Source organism: Kitasatospora sp. NPDC101155 (genome assembly GCF_044768305.1).
Classification (GTDB): Bacteria; Actinomycetota; Actinomycetes; order Streptomycetales; family Streptomycetaceae; genus Kitasatospora.
Genome location: NZ_JBIWPN010000124.1, coordinates 1 through 4,740 on the forward strand (window position 1 = coordinate 1; position 4,740 = coordinate 4,740).

General features: G+C 72.9%; 2 protein-coding genes. Both read right to left on the reverse strand.

Annotation, left to right across the window (positions count from 1 at the left end; all coding sequences use genetic code 11):
- Positions 1-3,356 (reverse strand): type I polyketide synthase (locus tag ACIRYZ_RS46165; RefSeq protein ID WP_402955675.1); only part of this gene is annotated, 3,356 nt, incomplete at its 3' end.
- Positions 3,357-3,400: 44 nt separating this feature from the next.
- The coding region (locus ACIRYZ_RS46170; RefSeq protein ID WP_402955677.1) for a beta-ketoacyl reductase at positions 3,401-4,740 on the reverse strand (1,340 nt) is incomplete at its 5' end.

Consider the following 4,740-nt stretch of genomic DNA (forward strand, 5'->3'; position numbering starts at 1 on the left):
ACCAGCAGCAGAGAACCCGCCAGCCCCAGCGGCACACCGCCCAGTTGACCCTCCGCCAGCGCGAGCAACGAGACCACACCCCGCACCTCGCCACCAGCCGACCCGACCGCCTCACGCAACAACCCGGCAACCACACCCCGATCCGAGGCGCCGTCAACCACCACCCTCACAACCCCAGCCGCACCGAACGTCTCCAGCGCAGCCTCGACACCCTCGGCCAACTCACCCGCACCACACGACGGCAGCGCCAGCAACCACACACCCGACAGCCCCGCACCAGCCGCCTCACCCAGCGGCCGCCATTCGACCCGGTACCGCCAGCCGTCCACCGCCGCGTGCTCGACGCTGCGTCGACGCCACGACGTCAGCGCCGGCAGCACCCCGTCCAGCGTCTCGCCGTCGACTCCCAGCACCCCCGACAGGGCCGCCGTGTCCCCCCGCTCGACCGCGCCCCAGAAGGCGCTCTCCTCGCGGTGGGCCTCCGGGACCGGTCCCTCGGCCGGCTTCCCCGACTCCAGCCAGTGGTACTCGCGCTGGAAGGCGTAGGTGGGCAGTTCCACCCGCTGCGGCCGGTGGCCGGAGAAGATGGCTCGCCAGTCCACTGCCACGCCGTTGACGTGCAGCGCGGCCAGCGAGGTCAGCAGGCTGTGCGGACCGTCGGCATCCCGGCGCAGGGTGCCCACCACGACGGGCGTCCCGGCGTCCGGCCGTGCGGCGGTGTCCCGCTGGGCGGCGTCGATGCTCTCCTGCACGCCCATGGTCAGCACCGGGTGGGGGCTGACCTCCACGAAGGCGAGGTTGCCCTGGGCGAGCAGCAGGCGCGTGGTCTCCTCGAACCGCACGGTCTGCCGCAGGTTGCGGTACCAGTACGCGGCGTCCAGCTCGGTGGTGTCCAGCAGGCCGCCGGTCACCGTCGAGTAGAACGGGACATCCGAGGGGCGCGGGGTGATGGGCGACAGCACGTCCAGCAGGTGGTCGCGGATGGCCTCCACCTGGTAGGAGTGCGAGGCGTAGTCCACCGGGATCCGGCGGGCCCGGACGGCCCGCTCCTCGCAGGCGGCCAGCAGACCGTCCAGAGCGCCGGGCTCGCCGGAGACCACCACCGAGGACGGGCCGTTCACGGCCGCCACCGAGAGCGCGTCGCCCCACGGCTCCATGACCGGCGCCAGCTCGTCCGGCGACAGCGGGACGGACACCATGCCGCCCTTGCCGGACAGTTCGACGGCCAGCGCCTGGCTGCGCAGCGTCACCACCCGGGCCGCGTCCTCCAGCGACAGTGCGCCGGCGACACAGGCTGCCGCGATCTCGCCCTGGCTGTGGCCCAGCACCGCGGCGGGCTGCACGCCCAGCGAGCGCCACACGTCGGCCAGCGAGACCATGACCGCGAACAGAGCCGGCTGGACCACGTCCACGCGGTCCAGGGTCGGGGCGCCGGGACGACTGCGCAGGACGTCGACCAGGGACCAGTCCACGAACGGTTCGAGAGCGGTGGCGCACGCCTGCAGCCGGTCCCGGAACACGGCCGAGGCGTCGAGCAGGTCCAGCGCCATGCCGACCCACTGCGAGCCCTGCCCGGGGAACACGAACACGGCGGCGGCCTTGGGTGCGGCCGCCGAGCGCGCCACGCCGGGCACGAGCTCGCCGCGCGCCAGCGCGTCGAGGCGCTGCAGGTAGCCCTCGCGGTCCTCGGCCAGCAGGACGGCCCGGTGTTCGAGGGCGGCACGCGTGGTGGCGAGGGCGTGGCCCACGTCGGTGACGTCCAGCTCGGGGTGCGCCTCCAGGTGGCCGCGCAGCTTCAGCGCCTGGGCCTGCAGGGCCGGCGCGCCCCGGCCCGAGATCAGCCACGGCACCATGGGGAGACGGCCCAGGGCGACGGGCTCGGCGGCTTCCGGTGCCATGTCCGAGCCGGCGTCCGAACCGGCGCCCGAACCCGCGTCCGCGCCGCCCTCGGCGCCCTCGGCCGTCCCGACGGCCGGACTCTGCTCCAGGATCACGTGCGCGTTGGTGCCGCTCACGCCGAAGGACGAGACGGCGGCCCGCCGCGGCTCCCCGGTCTCCGGCCAGTCGCGGGCCTCGGAGAGCAGTTCCACCGTGCCCGCCGACCAGTCCACGTGCGGGGTGGGCTCGTCCACGTGCAGGGTGCGCGGCAGCACACCGTGCCGCATCGCCATCACCATCTTGATGATGCCGCCCACACCGGCGGCCGCCTGGGTGTGCCCGACGTTGGACTTCAACGAGCCGAGCCACAGCGGGCGTTCGGCCGTGTGCGCCTGCCCGTACGTGGCCAGCAGCGCCTGCGCCTCGATCGGGTCACCCAGCTTGGTGCCCGTCCCGTGCGCCTCCACGACGTCCACCTGGTCGGCCGTCAGGCGCGCGCTCGCCAGGGCCTGCCGGATGACGCGCTGCTGCGAGGGACCGTTCGGTGCGGTCAGACCGTTCGACGCACCGTCCTGGTTGACGGCGCTGCCCCGGATCACCGCGAGGATCTGGTGGCCGTTGCGCTGCGCGTCCGAGAGCCGCTCCAGCAGCAGCATGCCGACGCCTTCGCCCCAGCTGGTGCCGTCGGCCGCGGCCGCGAACGGCTTGCACCGGCCGTTCGGCGCGAGACCGCGCTGGCGGCTGAACTCGATGAAGCCCTCCGGCGTCGCCAGGACGGTCACGCCGCCGGCCAGCGCCAGGGTGCACTCACCCTGGCGCAGTGCCTGCACCGCCAGGTGCAGGGCGACCAGCGAGGAGGAGCACGCGGTGTCCACCGTGAGCGCCGGCCCCTCCAGGCCGAGCAGGTAGGAGATGCGGCCGGACATGACGCTGCCGGCCGTGCCGGTCAGGATGTACCCCTCGACCTCCTCCGTCGCCTCCTGCAGGCGCGGACCGTAGTCCTGCGCCATTCCGCCGACGAAGACGCCCGTCCGGCTCCCCTTCAGGGACAGCGCATCGATCCCGCCCCGTTCCAGGACCTCCCAGGCGGCCTCCAGCAGCACCCGCTGCTGGGGGTCCATCGCCTGTGCCTCGCGGGGGCTGATCCCGAAGAACCCGGCATCGAACATGGCCGCGTCGTAGAGGAACCCGCCCTCCCGCACGTACGTCTTGCCGTGCTGCTCGGGGTCGGCATCGTAGAGCCGCTCCACGTCCCAGCCGCGGTCGGACGGGAAGTCGGAGATCGCGTCGCCGCCCTCGGCGACGAGCTGCCACAGGTCCTCGGGCGACCGCACGCCGCCCGGGTAGTGGCAGCTCATCGACACGATCGCGATCGGTTCCTGGTCCTTGTCCTCGACCGTCCGCAGGCGCTCGCGCACGTCGTGCAGGTCCGCGGTGACGCGCTTGAGGAAATAACGGAGCTTCTCTTCAGTGGCCATTCGGGTATCCCAAGAAAGTAGTTCGGCGGACTGGTTCTGGACGATCAGGAGATGCCGAACTCGTTGCCGAGAAGGTCGAAGATCTCGTCATCTGACGCCGTTTCAAGCTGGTCGGCCACGGAAGCACCGGCCGGCGCACCGGTGCTGCCCTTCCACTTGGCGAGCAGGATCTCCAGGCGGCCGGTGATCCTGGCCCGCGCGGCGTCGTCCGACTCGGTGGCCGCGAGGCGTGCCTCCAGCTGGTCGATCTCGGAGAACTCCGCGTCGGCCGCGGAATCCCCGTCGTCGCCGAGCTCTTCCCGCAGGTGGCCGACCAGATCATCCGCGGTCGGATAGTCGAAGACCATCGTGGCCGCCAGTCGGCAGCCGGTCGCGGCCTTCAGGCCGTTGGCCAGGTCGACGGCGGCGAGCGAGTCGAAGCCGAGCTCCTGGAACGTCCTGGACGCGTCCACCGATTCCGCCGAGGCGTGGCCCAGCACCTTGGCCATCTCGGCCACGACCAGTTCCCGCAGCACCCGGTTGCGCTCCGCCTGCGGCAGCCCGCTCAACCGCTGGGCCAGTGCCGACCCGCCGGCCTCCGACTGGGCCGATTCGGTCCGCTCCTCGGCCGACGCGAACAGCTGCCGCACCTCCGGCAGGTCACCGATCAAGGGGCTGGGCCGGACCGAGGTGAAGGCCGCCGTGAAGCGGTCCCAGACCACTTCCGCGACGGTCACGGTCCGGTCGCCGCAGTCCACGGAGTAGTGCAGGGCGCGGATCGCCGTCTCGGGGTCGAGGCCCGGCACGCCACGCCGGCTCATCTGCTCGCCGGGCTCGCCGCCGCCCATGCCGTCACCGGCCCAGGGACCCCAGGCGACAGCGGTGGCCGCCAGCCCGCGGGCCCGGCGCTGCTCGGCCAGTCCGTCCAGGAAGGCGTTCGCCGCCGAGTAGGCGCCCTGGTGGCCGCTGCCCCAGGTGGCCGCGATCGAGGAGAAGAGGACGAAGGCGTCCAGCGGCCGGTCGCCGAGGAGGGCGTCCAGGTTGACGGCTCCGCCGACCTTCGCGGCCAGGACCTCCGCGAAGCCGTCGAGATCGGTGTCCACCAGCGAGGTCGGGTCGCCGATTCCGGCGGTGTGGATGACGGCGGTGAGGGGGTACTCCGCCGGGATCGCGGCCAACACCCCCGCCAGCGCCTCACGATCGGCCACGTCACACGCAGCCACCGTCACCCGGGCACCGGTCTCAGCCAGCTCAGCCACCAACTCCGCCACACCCGGCGCGGCCTCACCCCGACGGCTCGTCAGCACCAGGTGCTCAGCCCCGGACCGCGCCAGCCAACGCGCCACATGCGAACCCAGCGCACCCGTACCACCGGTCACCAGCACCGAACCCGAAGGACGCCACG